The sequence below is a fragment of the Acinetobacter sp. TTH0-4 genome, assembly GCF_015602665.1.
GTDB lineage: Bacteria > Pseudomonadota > Gammaproteobacteria > Pseudomonadales > Moraxellaceae > Acinetobacter > Acinetobacter albensis.
In genome coordinates, this window is sequence record NZ_CP059079.1 from 11,684 (window position 1) to 28,681 (window position 16,998).

At 40.6% G+C, this 16,998-nt stretch carries 12 protein-coding genes, 2 tRNA genes and 2 rRNA genes; 10 read left to right on the forward strand and 6 right to left on the reverse strand.

Annotated features, from left to right (window positions below; genetic code table 11):
• The first annotated feature begins 100 nt into the window (after positions 1-100).
• Both H0S58_RS00045 and erpA read left to right on the forward strand, forming a co-directional pair.
• Positions 101-1,105, forward strand: a complete 1,005-nt coding sequence (locus H0S58_RS00045; RefSeq protein ID WP_171250365.1) for a putative solute-binding protein — start codon at positions 101-103, stop codon at positions 1,103-1,105.
• 120 nt (positions 1,106-1,225) lie between these two features.
• Positions 1,226-1,561 (forward strand): iron-sulfur cluster insertion protein ErpA, encoded by a 336-nt coding sequence (erpA, locus tag H0S58_RS00050; protein WP_195726806.1) that lies wholly within the window; start codon positions 1,226-1,228, stop codon positions 1,559-1,561.
• Between the two features lie 57 nt (positions 1,562-1,618).
• Here the strand turns inward: erpA and H0S58_RS00055 are convergent, their stop codons facing one another.
• Together H0S58_RS00055 and H0S58_RS00060 are read right to left on the reverse strand one after the other, a co-directional pair.
• Positions 1,619-1,996: a hypothetical protein gene (locus tag H0S58_RS00055; RefSeq protein WP_092721133.1), complete on the reverse strand. Its 378-nt coding sequence runs from the start codon at positions 1,994-1,996 to the stop codon at positions 1,619-1,621.
• Positions 1,997-2,114: 118 nt separating this feature from the next.
• On the reverse strand, positions 2,115-3,029 hold the full coding sequence (locus H0S58_RS00060; RefSeq protein WP_195726807.1) for a matrixin family metalloprotease: 915 nt from the start codon (positions 3,027-3,029) through the stop codon (positions 2,115-2,117).
• 174 nt (positions 3,030-3,203) lie between these two features.
• Between H0S58_RS00060 and H0S58_RS00065 the strand changes: the two genes are divergently transcribed.
• Complete coding sequence (locus tag H0S58_RS00065; protein WP_195726808.1) at positions 3,204-4,088, forward strand: MBL fold metallo-hydrolase; 885 nt, start codon at positions 3,204-3,206, stop codon at positions 4,086-4,088.
• A 103-nt stretch (positions 4,089-4,191) separates the two neighbouring features.
• On the opposite strand, the gene dnaK is transcribed toward H0S58_RS00065, so the two are convergent.
• Together dnaK and grpE are read right to left on the reverse strand one after the other, a co-directional pair.
• A complete protein-coding gene (gene dnaK, locus H0S58_RS00070; RefSeq protein ID WP_195726809.1) occupies positions 4,192-6,132 on the reverse strand; it encodes a molecular chaperone DnaK in 1,941 nt (646 codons plus the stop codon).
• Positions 6,133-6,254: 122 nt separating this feature from the next.
• Positions 6,255-6,803 carry a nucleotide exchange factor GrpE gene (gene grpE / locus H0S58_RS00075; protein ID WP_195727528.1) on the reverse strand — a complete coding sequence of 183 codons (549 nt, stop codon included), beginning with the start codon at positions 6,801-6,803 and terminating at the stop codon, positions 6,255-6,257.
• Between the two features lie 890 nt (positions 6,804-7,693).
• On the opposite strand from grpE, the gene H0S58_RS00080 reads away from it, so the two are divergent.
• Positions 7,694-7,930: a hypothetical protein gene (locus H0S58_RS00080; RefSeq protein WP_193892124.1), complete on the forward strand. Its 237-nt coding sequence runs from the start codon at positions 7,694-7,696 to the stop codon at positions 7,928-7,930.
• A 194-nt stretch (positions 7,931-8,124) separates the two neighbouring features.
• Here H0S58_RS00080 and H0S58_RS00085 read toward each other — a convergent pair whose 3' ends face one another.
• Positions 8,125-8,586 carry a hypothetical protein gene (locus H0S58_RS00085; protein WP_195726810.1) on the reverse strand — a complete coding sequence of 154 codons (462 nt, stop codon included), beginning with the start codon at positions 8,584-8,586 and terminating at the stop codon, positions 8,125-8,127.
• 199 nt (positions 8,587-8,785) lie between these two features.
• On the opposite strand from H0S58_RS00085, the gene H0S58_RS00090 reads away from it, so the two are divergent.
• The gene (locus H0S58_RS00090) at positions 8,786-9,856 is read left to right on the forward strand and encodes an alpha/beta hydrolase (RefSeq protein ID WP_195727529.1); all 1,071 of its coding nucleotides are present in this window, start codon (positions 8,786-8,788) and stop codon (positions 9,854-9,856) included.
• A gap of 46 nt (positions 9,857-9,902) precedes the next feature.
• On the opposite strand, the gene H0S58_RS00095 is transcribed toward H0S58_RS00090, so the two are convergent.
• A complete protein-coding gene (locus H0S58_RS00095; protein WP_195726811.1) occupies positions 9,903-10,571 on the reverse strand; it encodes an acetoacetate decarboxylase family protein in 669 nt (222 codons plus the stop codon).
• A gap of 105 nt (positions 10,572-10,676) precedes the next feature.
• Between H0S58_RS00095 and H0S58_RS00100 the strand changes: the two genes are divergently transcribed.
• The 5 genes from H0S58_RS00100 to H0S58_RS00120 all read left to right on the forward strand — a co-directional run bounded on the left by H0S58_RS00100 (position 10,677) and on the right by H0S58_RS00120 (position 16,810).
• Positions 10,677-11,246 (forward strand): peptidylprolyl isomerase, encoded by a 570-nt coding sequence (locus H0S58_RS00100; protein WP_195726812.1) that lies wholly within the window; start codon positions 10,677-10,679, stop codon positions 11,244-11,246.
• A 428-nt stretch (positions 11,247-11,674) separates the two neighbouring features.
• Positions 11,675-13,214 (forward strand): 16S ribosomal RNA (locus H0S58_RS00105).
• A gap of 58 nt (positions 13,215-13,272) precedes the next feature.
• Positions 13,273-13,349: transfer RNA gene (locus tag H0S58_RS00110), tRNA-Ile, on the forward strand.
• An 86-nt stretch (positions 13,350-13,435) separates the two neighbouring features.
• A tRNA-Ala gene (locus H0S58_RS00115) sits at positions 13,436-13,511 on the forward strand.
• A gap of 405 nt (positions 13,512-13,916) precedes the next feature.
• Positions 13,917-16,810: ribosomal RNA gene (locus tag H0S58_RS00120) — 23S ribosomal RNA — on the forward strand.
• Together the 16S and 23S rRNA genes with 2 tRNA genes alongside form the textbook arrangement of a ribosomal RNA operon.
• Positions 16,811-16,998 lie beyond the last annotated feature (188 nt).

Consider the following 16,998-nt stretch of genomic DNA (forward strand, 5'->3'; position numbering starts at 1 on the left):
TGTCGATAAAATAAAGATTTAATACTGTCATTGATGATAAATAGAAACTCATTTTAAAAATGAGAAAAAACGAAGCGAAGTAACAAGGAAGAAAAATATGATGCAATGGTCTAAAGCACTTTTACTGGGTGTGAGTTTGTCTGCAATCACTGGATTAGCTCAAGCCAAACAAGTGATCTGTGTATTTGATTTGGTCGGTAAAAACGGTGATGTTTTTGCACTCATGAAAGATTATCAGCTTGCTGCCAAAAATTGGGGCGCAGATATTGAACTTCGCGTTGGTCAAAATGAAGCTGTTATTGCTGAAGATTTTAAAGCAGGTAAATGTGATGGGATTAGTGTCACAGGAATGCGTGGTCGTCAGTTTAATAGCTTTACCGGTTCTTTAGATGCAATTGGCGCAATTCCAGATATAAAACTTGCAGTTAAAGTTATGCAAGGCTTAGCGAGTCCTACTTTTGCCAAACATATGGTACGTGGTAAATATGAAGTGGTTGGTGTTATTCCTGTAGGTGATGCCTTTTTAATGGTCAATGACCGAAGTATCAATACAGTTGCGAAAGCTGCGGGCAAAAAAATTGCGGTGTTAGATTATGATGAAGCTCAAAAAATCATGGTTCAACAAATAGGGGCACAAGCCGTCACAGCGGATGTAACTAATTTTGGTGCTAAATTTAACAATGGTCAGGTCGATATTATTGGTGCACCTGCTGCTGTATTTAAACCCTTAGAATTGCACAAAGGTTTAGGCAGTAAAGGCGCTATTGTGAATTATCCTATCTTGCAAGTGACAGGTAACCTGATTATACATCCTGATAAATTCCCTGCGGGTTATGGACAAAAATCACGTGAATGGGTAAAAAGCCAATTACCACGTGCATTTGGTATATTAGGCAAGATCAAAACAGATATTCCAGCCAAATACTGGATGCAAGTGCCTGCTGCAGATAAACCAGGTTATCAAAAATTAATGCGTGAGGCTCGTGTTGATTTAACGAAACGTGGTGTTTATGACAAACGCATGATGAAACTTTTATGGCAATTCCGCTGTAAAGAAGATCCAAAGAATTTTGAATGCAGCCTGCAAGATGAGAACTACAAATAATATAGAGTTGAATACTTCTATTTGACTTTAAATTTTCAAATACTGACCATATATTGGGTATGCTATACTTGAAATATGGTCTTTATTTTTAAAGCTATCTGAATTGAAGAGGAATCTAACATGAATGCTCAGGCTCTGCTACTGACTGACAGTGCTGCGAATAAAGTACGTCAATTGCGTGATAGCGAAGGCAATCAAGAATTAATGTTGCGCGTTTATGTTACTGGTGGTGGTTGTTCAGGTTTTTCTTATGGCTTTAATTTTGCTGAAAACATGAATGAAGATGATGCTGAATTTATTAATGGTGATGTGAAAATGTTGGTAGATTCTCTAAGCTATCAATATCTTATTGGTTCAGCCGTTGATTATATAGAAGGTTTAGAAGGTTCACGTTTTATTGTACAAAACCCGAACGCGACAACCACTTGCGGTTGTGGTTCATCTTTTTCTATTTAATATAAGTGTGTTTAAAAAGCCCTTAATAAAGGGCTTTTTTCATATTAAATTTTACGATTAAGGTTCTAATTTTGCTGCTTCTAAAATATCAAAAATAACAGTCGTCACATCCTGACTTAAATCACGATTATTAAAAATTTCATGTGCAGTGATCGTGATATCTGTATCACTTGGAAGTAAACGTTGTTCTTCTTCAATTAATTGTTGAATTGGCAGTAAAGTCTGCTTAATTTCTAAATGTAAAATATCTTTAAACTCAATATTGTCATCTTCAAGCTCAATAATCTGTTCATTTAAAAATGGCAATAGAATGGAGTGGAGATAGGGTTTAATCTCAACAATATCAAATATTTCGATTTCGCGTGTTTGCTCAATCGTACTAATGTGATCATTCATTTCAATCAGAACATGGTAGTAACTCACGCGCGTCTCCATAAATTTTCTGCTGTCATTTCATCTTTCACCATAACATGAAATTATCTGAATTGCCGCTCTATTGCCAGACATCTACGGATAAAAAGTAAGGGGGTTTTTCATGATATTTTATAGCGTTTTAACGTGCGTTCAATAAGGCCAGATCAGCTGATGTTAATTTGAAATTTTGTAAATCCTGTTTTTGCATCATTGGAAACATCAATGCCTGTGGATCGTGATTATGTTGGAGTCCCAAGGCATGCCCGAATTCATGCGCAAGGGTTAAGCGTAAATCTGCCGTCGATGAAAACTCATAAATCATGATTTTGCTACCATCAAAAGCGCCTTTATCAAACAAACGTGGCTGAAAACGCTGGTTAAATTGATCGACTGCATGATTTAACTGATCATTCATTTGATTCAACTCGTTTACTTGCTGATTCAGCTGTTGGATTTTTTGGTTATAGCGATTAATGTTTTGTTCGAGTGAAAATATGTCTTGTTGTAATTGATGGCGCTGTTGTATCAATAAACCCTGCTGTGAAGGTGGAATTCCACCATTTTTATTGATTTCGGTAATATGCTGATTATATTGTTGTAATTGTGCTGCCAATTGATTTTTGTTGTTGTCTAATTCAATATTTGCCCAATCCATCTCTTGCTTAAATTGCTGAAGGTTTTGATTCTTATCTGCCCAAACTTTTTGATTATTTTCGATATGACCTAACTGTTGACGGCGTTGATTGGAATTATCTTGGCGCTCATCATAGATTAAATGAATCGTGAGTTTGGCTTTTGGATCGTATACAAAAGCCTCTTTTGCAGTACCTTGTGTCCAAATATCCGTAGCTTGCTGAGTGATTAATTTAAGTTCCGTTATCGTTAATCCAAAACGAGGATCAACTTCTGCAATGCGGTAACGTAAGCGGGTATCTAATGGATGCAGAATGCGATCACTCAGCGCGTTAAATTTGAGTTGTGGATGTTGAGAGCTTTGATAATTTGACCATAACAGAAACATGATCAATCCTAACAGAACCAAAAGACGTGTCATTTTATCCTCTTCTATTCATCGATATGAGCATGTTCGAAATGATAAAACTCTCTAATAACTGAATACATCCAAATATAACAAAAATAGAGCTGGCGAAAAAATATGCACTCATACTTTTAGCATTCTGTTCTAATAGATGGATAAAAATAGATCAATAAAAATGAAAGAAAAAGAATGCTGAAATATTTTCTCAAAAAGCCTGATTTAGCATGGGTAGCAACATCTCCAGCTGAAGCAAATCATCAAAATTTAAAAATTAAATATTTGGGTACAGCAGGCTTTATTTTATCTGAACACCACAGGACTTTGGTTTTAGATCCCTTTATTAGCCGTCCAAATATGTGGCGCACTTTTACTCAGTCACTCTTAAGTGATCCTGAATTAGTGAGAGAATATATTCCAAAGGCCGATGAAGTATTGATTGGACATGCACATTATGATCATATTTTAGATGCACCTGAGGTATGTAAGCAAACAGGTGCACGATTAATTGGTTCCAAAGCAACGCTGATGTATGGCCGTTCTGTAGGGCTGTCTGAGTTACAAATGCTAGAAATTCAAGGGCGTGAAACTATAGATTGTGGCACATGGAAAGTTATCGGTTTACCATCTATACACGGAAAAGCACTTTTTGGTCGTGTTCCTTTACCTGGAGATATGACGACACCACCACCATACCCACCGAAATTTCATCATTTACGACATGGGCAAGTGTTTAACTGGTGGATTGATACAGGTAAACTCACTGTGGTTCATATCGATTCAGCTGATTTTATTGAGCAGGAATTACACGGTAGACAAGCTGATATTGTCTGTTTGTGCGCGATTGGACGTAAATACCGCCCCAACTATGTGAAAGATGTCGTGCGCTTACTGAAACCCAAATACATTATTCCTTGCCATTGGGATACGATGGTGACGCCGATTAGTGAGACACCTCAATTACTTCCCGATGCAAAAATTCCTGAGTTTTTAGAGGAAATTAAAGCATGTGGGGTAATTCCTTTATTTATGCCAATTTTAGGTGAGTTGTATTTTGATCAAAAAGTGGAAAAATAAGATCGAAAAATAAATAAGTCAAATTAATTAAAAAAATTACCAAGCATAAAAAACCGCGCTTTCGCGCGGTTTTTAACTCTTTCGAGTTTGTTAAAATGACAAATTATTTCTTGTCATCTTTCACTTCAGTGAACTCAGCATCTACAACGCCATCGTCCGCTTTTTGTTGTTGACCTTCGCCGCCTTGGAAAACGTTCGGATCAAAACCTTCAGCACCGCCTTGACCTTGTGCCGCTTCATAGGCACGTTGGCTGATTGGCATGATGATGTTTTGAAGCGCTTCAGTTTTTGCTTTAATCTCTTCAACGTCATTTTCTTTCGTAGATGCTTCAAGCTCAGAAACGGCAGTTTCGATTGCAGTTTTTTCGTCTGCAGTCACTTGTTCGCCAAGATCTTTAATCGCTTTTTGTGAAGATGAAACTAAAGCATCTGCTTCGTTACGCGCTTTTGCAAGCTCTTCAAATTTACGATCTTCTTCAGCATTCGCTTCAGCATCTTTAATCATCGCTTCAATTTCAGCATCGCTCAAACCAGAGTTTGCTTTAATTTGAATTGATTGTTCTTTACCAGTGCTCTTGTCTTTCGCAGACACTTTCAAGATACCATCAGCGTTGATATCGAACGATACTTCAATTTGTGGCACACCACGTGGCGCAGGTGGGATATCGCCCAATTGGAAGTTACCTAACAATTTGTTTTGCTGCGCCATTTTACGTTCACCTTGGAACACAGAAATGTCTACAGCAGGTTGGTTGTCAGCAGCAGTTGAGAACACTTGAGATTTCTTCGCAGGAATCGTGGTATTTTTCTCAATGATTGCAGTTAACACACCGCCCATTGTTTCGATACCAAGTGTAAGTGGTGTTACGTCAAGAAGAAGTACGTCAGTTTTGTCGCCAGACAATACCGCACCTTGAATCGCAGCACCCATTGCAACTGCTTCGTCAGGATTCACGTCTTTACGTGGCTCTTTACCGAAAAATTCTTGTACTTTTTGTTGAACCATTGGCATACGTGATTGACCACCCACCAAGATTACGTCAGAGATGTCTGAAGTCGAAAGACCAGCATCTTTAAGCGCAATACGGCAAGGTTCAATGGTACGTGCAACCAAGTCAGCAACCAAACCTTCAAGTTTAGAACGAGTCACATTGATCACTAAATGTTTAGGACCAGTCGCATCAGCCGTGATGTATGGAAGGTTGATTTCAGTTGCATTCGAAGAAGAAAGCTCGATCTTCGCTTTTTCAGCCGCTTCTTTTAAGCGTTGAAGTGCAAGTGGATCTTGTTTCAAGTTAAAGCCTTGCTCTTTCTTGAACTCTTCAACCAAGTATTCGATTAATGCGTTATCGAAATCTTCACCACCTAGGAATGTATCCCCGTTAGTCGACAATACTTCGATTTGTTGGTCGCCATCAAGGTCAGCAATTTCAATGATTGATACGTCAAAAGTACCACCACCCAAGTCGTAAACCGCGATTTTACGATCGCCTTCTTTTTTGTCCATACCGAACGCTAAAGCTGCAGCAGTAGGTTCGTTAATGATACGTTTAACTTCTAAGCCTGCAATTTTACCTGCATCCTTGGTTGCTTGACGCTGTGCATCGTTAAAGTAAGCAGGAACAGTAATGACCGCTTCAGTAACAGTTTCGCCTAAGTAATCTTCAGCTGTTTTTTTCATCTTTTTCAAGATTTCAGCAGAGATTTGTTGTGGTGCCAATTTTTTATCGTTGACATCTACCCAAGCATCACCGTTGTCTGCTTGAATGATTTTGTAAGGTACCAAACCAATATCTTTTTGTACTGCTTGGTCTTGGTATTTACGACCAATCAAACGTTTGATGGCGAATAATGTATTTTTTGGATTGGTGACTGCTTGACGTTTTGCAGATTGACCAATCAGAATTTCACCATCTTTGTATGCAACAATAGAAGGCGTTGTACGTGTACCTTCTGCATTTTCGATGACTTTAACTTTGTCACCTTCAAGTACTGCAACACATGAGTTTGTTGTACCTAAATCAATACCAATGATTTTAGCCATTTGGGTGCTTCCTCTTAAATTCTTTTTACGATATTTTCGCTTGTTATCCGATATGAGAGCCATTCAAAATTTTTCAAGTTCATTTGATTAAAAAAGTGAAAAAACTCTCGAATTTCTTTGCCTTATTGACCGACTAAAACCATCGCTGGGCGAAGTAAACGGTTCGACAAGGTATAACCTTTCTGTAATACAGTACCAATTTCACCTGCTTTGGCATCTGGCGCGATCCCCACGGCTTGATGTAAATCTGCATTAAACCCATTGTTCATATCTACTTCGACCACACCAAATTTTTCTAAGGTGGTGAGAAGAGATTTCAGGGTAAGTTTTACACCTTCAAGTAAAGGAGATTCCACATCACCAGCGGCCTGAATAGCACGTTCTAAATTATCGACAGAGTCGAGTAACTCTTTGGCAAACTTTTCAAGCGCCGTCTCTTTATGTTTTTCAGCATCACGTTGAATACGTTCTACACTTTTTTGTGCTTCGTATACTGCATTGGCAGTACGCGCCTTTTCAAGTTTTAAACTGTCTTGCAAATGGGTGATTTGAGCTTGTAAATCTTCAACTGAAAGGTCTGTTTGCTCTGCTTCAGTTTGAGCATTTACAGCCTGTTCGTCCGCTTGCTCTAGTCCTAAATCTTGAGCCTTTTGGTTTTGCTCAGTTGCCATAGATTTACTCCGTTTAAATAGATTCTTAAACATGTACAGTCCTTTTGGCTTCAGTATGAACTGGGTTAAGTTTGAACTGCCATGAGTGATAAAATTCATGAATACTACAATGGTCGGGGCGAGCGCTAAAAATTCAAGCTAAACCTTTTATTAAAACTGTTTAATTTGATTCAAATCATTAAAAAATAGTGATTTTCACAGCAAATGGTTCAATATTTATTACATTTTTTACAATAATGGTGGACTGCTCTAAAGTGTAGGCATATTTGAAGGAAGATTATTTTCAAAAATATCAATTTGATTTTCATCATAAAATTTTAAAAAAACAATAAAGACCATTATAAAAACATGAAATAAAACATCTGAAATTTTTCATACAGTTTTCTAGATTCAGCAAAATTTTAAGATTGAATTGATAAACATGATTAATATTAAAGGAATTATCTATTTTACAAATTCTCTAAAAAAATAAATAATGATCAACAGATTCTATCGCTGTAGTTTCTTTTGGTATTTTTAAAATGTGTTTTCTAAGCTTACTCGCTCTGAGTAAGCTTTTTTTTTGTCTGCTTGTTTTGAACTTTATAACATGTATCTGTTTCACGAGTATTTATAGCACTTATCGTCAAGCAAAAAAGAAATGAGATCGTGAATTATTGTTTTTTTCTTCATTTAAAAAAAGATTAAAGCAATAAACACAATTGTTTAGATTTTAGTGAGTGGTTTTAAAGAACTTAATTCACTTAAAATCAAAATTAATAAAAAGCCTATTAATGATTACGTATTTTCGCAAAACTACAACCGAAGAGGTGCGCAGCGTCAAAAGATTTTTTTAATCATAGGCAGCGCAAAGTTGAGCTTTGTATTTTTATTTGAAAAAGGAAATATTAATGAAAAAAGCAGGTTTATTATCTTTGGTTATGGTTGCGACATCGTGGGTTGCTGTCGGTTGTACCTCAACAGAATCAACTCAAGCACCTGAAACTGCACAAGTCACCACAGGTGCTGAAATTGCAGCGCAAGATCAACAAGGCAGTGTCGCAGTTCAAGCAGATACGTCAGTACAAGCTGATCCTATTCAGTCTGCGCCTAGTGAAGCTCCAGAAGCAGCTCAGCCTGTTCAATAATGAAGACCGTTTAAATTAGAAGATCAGCTTTTAGTTTGAACGAATACTGGATGTTAAATCAGTGAGAATAGATGGTAGGTCGGATGCCTCTACCATCTATTTTTTATTGTTTAATTTACAGTAACGAAGACAGTTAAACTGTTTGATCAAAAATGCCCAAATAAATAGGGCATGGTGAGGAATGGGGTGTTGATTTAATCGCGACGATTGTGTCCTCTTGGATCATTATGATCACGACGATTATCTGAACGTTTTTCGCGGGATTTGCGTTGCTGCTCAAGGTCACGTTTTTTGCGTTCCCAGTCAGATGATTTTTTACGATTTTGTTGTGCTGCTTTTTTGCGTTGTTCTAATTGATGTTGCTGTTCATGTTTTCTACGTTCCCAATCAGACTGCTTGTGGCGGTTTTGTTCCCATTGTCGACGCTCAAGATCGCGTTTTTTACGGTCTAGTTCTAAACGTTTTTGTCTTTGTTGATATTCCCAGCGTTGTTGATTTCGTTCACGTTCATATCGATCATCATCACGGTCATAACGACGATCATTACGTTGGTCATAACGTCCATCATAATAACCGCCACCATCTTCTGGAAAAGCAACACAACCTACTGCTAAAAAGCTGGTGACCAATGAAAGGAGGAGAAGTTTTTTAACCATTTGGAATGTCCTTCTGCTTAAGGAGTAGCAAAACACTCCTAAATATCTATAGAAACTGTCAATGACAAGTAATTAAAAGAAGATTAGCGTATAGAAGCTTTTACTGTGTATGCAGATGATTAGATTTATATAACAATATGGTCACTTAAGTGTTGATCATGTAGAAAATATGAAGAACATAAAAAAGGAAAATGCAGGTATGGTGGCTTTTAATCAAACTTTACAGAATATAATAGAAAAGAGTCAGGGCACAGCAGCACGCACCTTAGATCGATTGCCGCGCTTTACACAAGCATCTTTGGCAAAAATTTTAGGATATCCCTATGAGTATCCAGATCTTGATCCTTTAATCAAATGCATGATGGCAGTTCAGTTAAAGCAAGGAAAGAGCGGTTTAATCGGTTCTGATATTACCGAATCTCGGAAAAGCTTTGATTTACAAATGCAGTCCATTCGAAATAAGCCAACGCTTGTGAAGCGCGTAGAAGATTTACGTCTACCGTTACATAGTGGAACTATTTTTGCACGCCATTATCATCCTGCACCCAATAAAAAACTTCCCATGGTGGTGTTTTATCATGGTGGTGGTTTTGTGGTAGGAGGCTTAGACTCTCATGACGAAGCCTGTCGCTTACTCGCTATTCATGCCAGAGTTCAGGTCTTAAGTATCGATTACCCTTTAGCACCTGAAACCAGTCCTGCTAAATTAATTCAAACCTGTGAAGACGCACTTGCGTGGGTATATCAAAACAGAAAACAACTAAAAATATTAAAGAATAGAATTTCAGTTGCGGGTGACAGTGCAGGCGGTAATATTAGTACAGTCGTTTCACAACGTAGTGCGCACAAGATTTATGCGCCACAAGCACAGTTACTTTTTTATCCTGCAGTAGATTTTAAAAGTCGTCATCCTTCCTTCTTTGCGAATAAAGATGGATTGGTGTTGACGGGACAAGATATTGATCACGTTACGACATTTTATGCAGAACAGCATCAGATTGAATTGGATGATCCATTGATCTCTCCAGTGTATGGTAAACATGACAAAGTACCACCTGCGTTCATTATTACTGCAGGGCACGATATATTGCATGATGAAGGGGAAATTTATGCCAATAAATTGCGTCATCGTGGAGTGAAAGTGCATTATCAGGATTATCCAGACCAAACACACGGTTTTTTAAACATCACCCCTATTTCTTATCGCGCTAAAAAATACGTGATTGAAATTAGCAAAAACTACAGAAAGTTTTGGGATAAAAATAGCTAAATTTTGTCATGATTTTAGATTAGGTGTTTCACGTGAAACACCTTTTTTATTTTTTCAAAATTCTAGCTTCAGGTAGGGTGAGCTTAAATTCAGGAACATAAAAGCTATGTAAATATTTAGCTTGAGAAAAATCTGGAAAAATTGCTTGAGTATTTTCCCAAGTTACCTGTTTGAGTTTACACAGTTTGCCACGGAATTGAGGGCTGAATTGATAACGTAAACCTTCTAATGCTTGTTGGATAATGAGTAAAGAGGCAGGTACGTGATGACTATTAATATAAAAAGATCGACGGTGCTTATAGTGATGCAAAGATAAATGCATCTGCTGTTGTTCGAAGGACACCGTGCAATGAACAACATTTTCTTCTTGAATCCACTCAAATTGAGCTACTTGTTTAGGAATACCCCAAAAATGTCGGCCCTGATCAACAGAAATTTGAGTGGACACATAAATTTTAGGAATTGAAGATAAGCGTTTCTTACTTATTAATGGATGATCCAAAATCAATAATTCATCATATGGACCTACTGGTGAATCCAGATACCGAACCAGCATAATCTGAACCATTCGTCCAATTGGAGAAGGTGCAATACGAAAATTTTGATTTTGCTGAATAAATTTAGGGGTTAGCCAATAATTCAAAATAAAGGCTTCACCGTCTAAATGCCAAGGGGGATCGTGATAAATATTGACTGAATATAATTCTGATTTCATTTTAATTCTCGTTGTAAGAATCATAAGAAAAAAACTGTTTTATTTATATTGAATGCTTAATATATCGACATTCACTATGCCCCTTTCAAATAGAAGAGTAAAGAAATGTTGAAACAAGCCTTTATAGCAATCGCTACCACCTTCATCAGCTTTCAAATTATGGCTGCAAATACTGTAGTAGAAATGAAAACTTCGATGGGCAATATCGAAATAGAACTCTTTAATGATAAAGCACCTATTTCTGCGAAAAATTTTGAAAGCTATGTTAAAGATAATTTTTATAATGGTACTGTTTTTCACCGCGTGATTCCTGATTTTATGATTCAGGGCGGAGGAATGGATGTCAAAATGATTGAAAAGCAAACCAGAGCGCCGATTCAAAATGAATCTTATAATGGTTTAAAGAATACACGTGGCACGTTAGCCATGGCACGAACTAATCATCCGAACTCTGCGACTAGCCAATTCTTTATTAATACAGTAGACAATGACTTCCTTAATAAAAGTCAGATGAATGCGGGGTATGCAGTTTTCGGTAAAGTGACAAAAGGTATGAATATTGTCGATCAAATCACAAAAGTTCCTACCGCAAATATGGGAATGCATCAAAACGTACCGAAACAAGCCATTAAAATTATTAGTATGACGATTAAATCAACAGCTAATAAAAATTAAGAAAAATTTAAAACAGAAATATTTTGTTCATATTTCTGTTTTAAAATTATAGGTTTATGTTTAGGTTTGAGTAAAAAACGAACCAAAACAGTGCATAAAAATACAACACTTGATAAAACAATCAGTTAAAAGCACTTGCGTGTGTAAGAAATTGCCCTATACTGTGCTCATCCCGACGAGATAGACGGAAAGTACGAAGCGCTAGATGCTGAGTTTTTAGGTTTATGTTGTTGAGCGACTTATTCTGACGAGGAATAAGAGAGATCATTAAGAGCTTATGAAGAACAACTTGTGTGGATTTTTACTGATTGATTGATCGAAATTATTTTCATTGATTAATGGTAGAAATTACTCGAAGTTTATTTGAGAAATATTTGTCAGAAAATTGATGAGCCAAGATTGGTGCCCTATAGGTACTAAGCAATATTAAACTGAAGAGTTTGATCATGGCTCAGATTGAACGCTGGCGGCAGGCTTAACACATGCAAGTCGAGCGGGGAAAAGTAGCTTGCTACTTAACTTAGCGGCGGACGGGTGAGTAATACTTAGGAATCTGCCTATTAGTGGGGGACAACATTTCGAAAGGAATGCTAATACCGCATACGTCCTACGGGAGAAAGCAGGGGATCACTTGTGACCTTGCGCTAATAGATGAGCCTAAGTCGGATTAGCTAGTTGGTGGGGTAAAGGCCTACCAAGGCGACGATCTGTAGCGGGTCTGAGAGGATGATCCGCCACACTGGGACTGAGACACGGCCCAGACTCCTACGGGAGGCAGCAGTGGGGAATATTGGACAATGGGGGGAACCCTGATCCAGCCATGCCGCGTGTGTGAAGAAGGCCTTTTGGTTGTAAAGCACTTTAAGCGAGGAGGAGGCTACTCTAGTTAATACCTAGGGATAGTGGACGTTACTCGCAGAATAAGCACCGGCTAACTCTGTGCCAGCAGCCGCGGTAATACAGAGGGTGCGAGCGTTAATCGGATTTACTGGGCGTAAAGCGTGCGTAGGTGGCCAATTAAGTCAAATGTGAAATCCCCGAGCTTAACTTGGGAATTGCATTCGATACTGGTTGGCTAGAGTATGGGAGAGGATGGTAGAATTCCAGGTGTAGCGGTGAAATGCGTAGAGATCTGGAGGAATACCGATGGCGAAGGCAGCCATCTGGCCTAATACTGACACTGAGGTACGAAAGCATGGGGAGCAAACAGGATTAGATACCCTGGTAGTCCATGCCGTAAACGATGTCTACTAGCCGTTGGGGTCTTTGAGACTTTAGTGGCGCAGCTAACGCGATAAGTAGACCGCCTGGGGAGTACGGTCGCAAGACTAAAACTCAAATGAATTGACGGGGGCCCGCACAAGCGGTGGAGCATGTGGTTTAATTCGATGCAACGCGAAGAACCTTACCTGGTCTTGACATAGTAAGAACTTTCCAGAGATGGATTGGTGCCTTCGGGAGCTTACATACAGGTGCTGCATGGCTGTCGTCAGCTCGTGTCGTGAGATGTTGGGTTAAGTCCCGCAACGAGCGCAACCCTTTTCCTTATTTGCCAGCGGGTTAAGCCGGGAACTTTAAGGATACTGCCAGTGACAAACTGGAGGAAGGCGGGGACGACGTCAAGTCATCATGGCCCTTACGACCAGGGCTACACACGTGCTACAATGGTCGGTACAAAGGGTTGCTACCTAGCGATAGGATGCTAATCTCAAAAAGCCGATCGTAGTCCGGATTGGAGTCTGCAACTCGACTCCATGAAGTCGGAATCGCTAGTAATCGCGGATCAGAATGCCGCGGTGAATACGTTCCCGGGCCTTGTACACACCGCCCGTCACACCATGGGAGTTTGTTGCACCAGAAGTAGGTAGTCTAACCGCAAGGAGGACGCTTACCACGGTGTGGCCGATGACTGGGGTGAAGTCGTAACAAGGTAGCCGTAGGGGAACCTGCGGCTGGATCACCTCCTTAACGAAAGATTGACGATTGGTAAGAATCCACAACAAGTTGTTCTTCATGATGTATCGATGGGTCTGTAGCTCAGTTGGTTAGAGCACACGCTTGATAAGCGTGGGGTCACAAGTTCAAGTCTTGTCAGACCCACCAAGTCTACTAACTGAAATAATGAAGAGATGAGAGTCTTGGAGTTGAGTTACAAACGAGAGATACATAAAGCTAATAAGTGATAAGCTGGGGACTTAGCTTAGTTGGTAGAGCGCCTGCTTTGCACGCAGGAGGTCAACGGTTCGACTCCGTTAGTCTCCACCATATATTGTTCTTCAATATATAAGCTAAGAAGTTAGATTATAGAATTTAATAAATAAGATCATGATTAAATGATTTTTTAATTTATTAAGTTCTGTGATTTATCACAGTTACCTACGGTCTGACGAAGACGTAGTTAATCATTAACAGATTGAGAATTTGAGTTGAAATAATTGTTTGAACTCAGAACTAATTCAGCATTGACTGTAATACGCAAGTATTTCATTTCAATGACGAAGAAGAACTGAGAACTAGCGAAATTAACTGAATCAAGCGTTTTGGTAGATGAATTTAGATTGAAGCTGTACTGTAGTTAAATCTACAGACCACAAACTGTATGAGAAGGTCGTAAGGCTGACTCTGTTGTTACATCACTTGTAGGGTGTTAACGACTGTTTGGGGTTGTATAGTCAAGTAATTAAGTGCATGTGGTGGATGCCTTGGCAGTCAGAGGCGATGAAAGACGTAATAGCCTGCGATAAGCTCCGGGGAGGCGGCAAATATCCTGTGATCCGGAGATTTCTGAATGGGGAAACCCACTTACCATAAGGTAGGTATTGCATGATGAATACATAGTCATGCAAGGCGAACGAGGGGAAGTGAAACATCTCAGTACCCTTAGGAAAAGAAATCAATTGAGATTCCCTTAGTAGCGGCGAGCGAACGGGGATCAGCCCATTAAGTTATCTAAGTTTTAGTGGAATGCTCTGGGAAGTGCAACCGTAGTGGGTGATAGTCCTGTACACGAAAGGGCTTAGATAATGATGACGAGTAGGGCGGGGCACGTGAAACCTTGTCTGAATATGGGGGGACCATCCTCCAAGGCTAAATACTCCTGACTGACCGATAGTGAACCAGTACCGTGAGGGAAAGGCGAAAAGAACCCCTGTGAGGGGAGTGAAATAGATCCTGAAACCGCATGCATACAAGCAGTGGGAGCCGACTTGTTCGGTGACTGCGTACCTTTTGTATAATGGGTCAGCGACTTACATTCAGTAGCAAGGTTAACCGCATAGGGGAGCCGTAGAGAAATCGAGTCTTAATAGGGCGTTTAGTTGCTGGGTGTAGACCCGAAACCGGGTGATCTATCCATGAGCAGGTTGAAGGTTGGGTAACACTAACTGGAGGACCGAACCCACCGTCGTTGAAAAGCCGGGGGATGACTTGTGGATAGGGGTGAAAGGCTAATCAAACTCGGTGATAGCTGGTTCTCCCCGAAAGCTATTTAGGTAGCGCCTCGGACGAATACCATTGGGGGTAGAGCACTGTTTCGGCTAGGGGGTCATCCCGACTTACCAAACCGATGCAAACTCCGAATACCAATGAGTACTATCCGGGAGACAGACTGCGGGTGCTAACGTCCGTAGTCAAGAGGAAAACAATCCAGACCGCCAGCTAAGGCCCCAAAATTATAGTTAAGTGGGAAACGATGTGGGAAGGCATAGACAGCTAGGAGGTTGGCTTAGAAGCAGCCACCCTTTAAAGAAAGCGTAATAGCTCACTAGTCGAGTCGGCCTGCGCGGAAGATGTAACGGGGCTAAAACTATATGCCGAAGCTGCGGATTTGCAATTTATTGCAAGTGGTAGGGGAGCGTTCTGTAAGCCGATGAAGGTGGATTGAGAAGTCTGCTGGAGGTATCAGAAGTGCGAATGCTGACGTGAGTAACGACAATGCGAGTGAAAAACTCGCACGCTGAAAGACCAAGGGTTCCAGTCCAACGTTAATCGGGGCTGGGTGAGTCGACCCCTAAGGCGAGGCCGAGAGGCGTAGTCGATGGGAAATTGGTTAATATTCCAATACTTCTGTGTAATGCGATGAGAGGACGGAGAAGGTTAAGTCAGCCTGGCGTTGGTTGTCCAGGTGAAAGGTTGTAGGCATGCATCTTAGGCAAATCCGGGGTGCTCTATGCTGAGAACTGATAGCAAGCTGTACTTGTACAGTGAAGTGGCTGATACCATGCTTCCAGGAAAAGTCTCTAAGCTTCAGTTACACAGGAATCGTACCCGAAACCGACACAGGTGGTCAGGTCGAGTAGACCAAAGCGCTTGAGAGAACTCTGCTGAAGGAACTAGGCAAAATGGTACCGTAACTTCGGGAGAAGGTACGCTGTCGACGGTGATGGGATTTACTCCCTGAGCGGTTGACAGCCACAGAAACCAGGCCCCTGCAACTGTTTATTAAAAACATAGCACTCTGCAAACACGAAAGTGGACGTATAGGGTGTGATGCCTGCCCGGTGCTGGAAGGTTAATTGATGGGGTTAGCGTAAGCGAAGCTCTTGATCGAAGCCCCAGTAAACGGCGGCCGTAACTATAACGGTCCTAAGGTAGCGAAATTCCTTGTCGGGTAAGTTCCGACCTGCACGAATGGCATAATGATGGGGGCGCTGTCTCCAGCAGAGACTCAGTGAAATCGAATTCGCCGTGAAGATGCGGTGTACCCGCGGCTAGACGGAAAGACCCCGTGAACCTTTACTGCAGCTTGACATTGAACTTTGATCTTACTTGTGTAGGATAGGTGGGAGGCTTTGAAACCGAGACGCTAGTTTCGGTGGAGCCAATCTTGAAATACCACCCTGGTAATATTGAGGTTCTAACTCTGCTCCATAATCTGGAGCGAGGACCATGTCTGGTGGGTAGTTTGACTGGGGCGGTCTCCTCCTAAAGAGTAACGGAGGAGTACGAAGGTGCGCTCAGCGTGGTCGGAAATCACGCGTAGAGTATAAAGGCAAAAGCGCGCTTAACTGCGAGACCCACAAGTCGAGCAGGTACGAAAGTAGGTCTTAGTGATCCGGTGGTTCTGTATGGAAGGGCCATCGCTCAACGGATAAAAGGTACTCTGGGGATAACAGGCTGATACCGCCCAAGAGTTCATATCGACGGCGGTGTTTGGCACCTCGATGTCGGCTCATCTCATCCTGGGGCTGAAGCAGGTCCCAAGGGTATGGCTGTTCGCCATTTAAAGAGGTACGCGAGCTGGGTTTAGAACGTCGTGAGACAGTTCGGTCCCTATCTACCGTGGGCGTTGGAAATTTGAGAGGATCTGCTCCTAGTACGAGAGGACCAGAGTGGACGAACCTCTGGTGTACCGGTTGTAACGCCAGTTGCATCGCCGGGTAGCTATGTTCGGAAGGGATAACCGCTGAAAGCATCTAAGCGGGAAGCCTACCTCAAGATTAGATTTCCCTGTGACTTTATGTCACCTAAAGAGCCGTTGAAGACTACGACGTTGATAGGTTGGATGTGGAAGCATAGTGATATGTGAAGCTGACCAATACTAATTGCTCGTGAGGCTTGACTATACAACACCCAAACAGTTGTATTGCATCATCTAAGTGATTCAAAACCAAGCAATATACCCTTGATTTAGTTAACGCTACAAACTAAAATCTCAACTCAAATTTAATGTCTGTTAATAACTCTTTTGGTACAAAGTAAGGCTTACGAAATAAATCCCGTAAATAAGACCCGAACAAGTCCATAAACAGTT

What these genes read in the sequence shown, in the direction of transcription:
- H0S58_RS00060 (WP_195726807.1), bottom strand. Translation starts at nt 3,029, where the DNA reads ATGACACGTCTTTTGGTTCTGTTAGGATTGATCATGTTTCTGTTATGG.
- H0S58_RS00045 (WP_171250365.1), top strand. Translation starts at nt 101, where the DNA reads ATGCAATGGTCTAAAGCACTTTTACTGGGTGTGAGTTTGTCTGCAATC.
- H0S58_RS00095 (WP_195726811.1), bottom strand. Translation starts at nt 10,571, where the DNA reads ATGAAATCAGAATTATATTCAGTCAATATTTATCACGATCCCCCTTGG.
- dnaK (WP_195726809.1), bottom strand. Translation starts at nt 6,132, where the DNA reads ATGGCTAAAATCATTGGTATTGATTTAGGTACAACAAACTCATGTGTT.
- grpE (WP_195727528.1), bottom strand. Translation starts at nt 6,803, where the DNA reads ATGGCAACTGAGCAAAACCAAAAGGCTCAAGATTTAGGACTAGAGCAA.
- erpA (WP_195726806.1), top strand. Translation starts at nt 1,226, where the DNA reads ATGAATGCTCAGGCTCTGCTACTGACTGACAGTGCTGCGAATAAAGTA.
- H0S58_RS00065 (WP_195726808.1), top strand. Translation starts at nt 3,204, where the DNA reads ATGCTGAAATATTTTCTCAAAAAGCCTGATTTAGCATGGGTAGCAACA.
- H0S58_RS00090 (WP_195727529.1), top strand. Translation starts at nt 8,786, where the DNA reads ATGGTGGCTTTTAATCAAACTTTACAGAATATAATAGAAAAGAGTCAG.
- H0S58_RS00100 (WP_195726812.1), top strand. Translation starts at nt 10,677, where the DNA reads ATGTTGAAACAAGCCTTTATAGCAATCGCTACCACCTTCATCAGCTTT.
- H0S58_RS00055 (WP_092721133.1), bottom strand. Translation starts at nt 1,996, where the DNA reads ATGGAGACGCGCGTGAGTTACTACCATGTTCTGATTGAAATGAATGAT.
- H0S58_RS00080 (WP_193892124.1), top strand. Translation starts at nt 7,694, where the DNA reads ATGAAAAAAGCAGGTTTATTATCTTTGGTTATGGTTGCGACATCGTGG.
- H0S58_RS00085 (WP_195726810.1), bottom strand. Translation starts at nt 8,586, where the DNA reads ATGGTTAAAAAACTTCTCCTCCTTTCATTGGTCACCAGCTTTTTAGCA.